Source organism: Bacillus sp. PPSBB_11 (genome assembly GCF_038023285.1).
Taxonomy (GTDB): domain Bacteria; phylum Bacillota; class Bacilli; order Bacillales; family Bacillaceae; genus Bacillus; species Bacillus altitudinis.
The window spans coordinates 803,006-803,334 of the sequence record NZ_CP150633.1; the positions used below are offsets into that span (position 1 = coordinate 803,006).

The window sequence follows — 329 nt, forward strand, 5'->3', positions numbered from 1 at the left end:
GGATGAGTATCAGTAAGCTCTTCATATATTACGAGATTAGTCAAACGATCTAACGCGGCAGCATGAGGCTTATCCCCGACTAAATTATAATATGTCTCAGAAAGCGCAGTAATTTCCTCGATTCGTGCTTCGCGCTCTAAGGCGCCGGCTTTTGTGCGTTCGTATATATCCGTAATGGCTTCGTGCAGTTCTTCCTTCGTCAATTAGGCGCCCTCCTTTACCATAAAACTAATTCACTTTTGATGATATCCACTGTGTCGCGGTTAAAGCCTCCTATAATAAACATAAATAAAATGATAGGCCAAGAAGCTGGATGTAGAGCACGTAGT

1 pseudogene is annotated in these 329 nt (G+C 42.6%); it reads right to left on the minus strand.

Annotated features, from left to right (window positions below):
• A pseudogene (locus V7L95_RS04065) lies at nt 1–203 on the minus strand (hypothetical protein); the annotation flags it as partial.
• Nucleotides 204–329 lie beyond the last annotated feature (126 nt).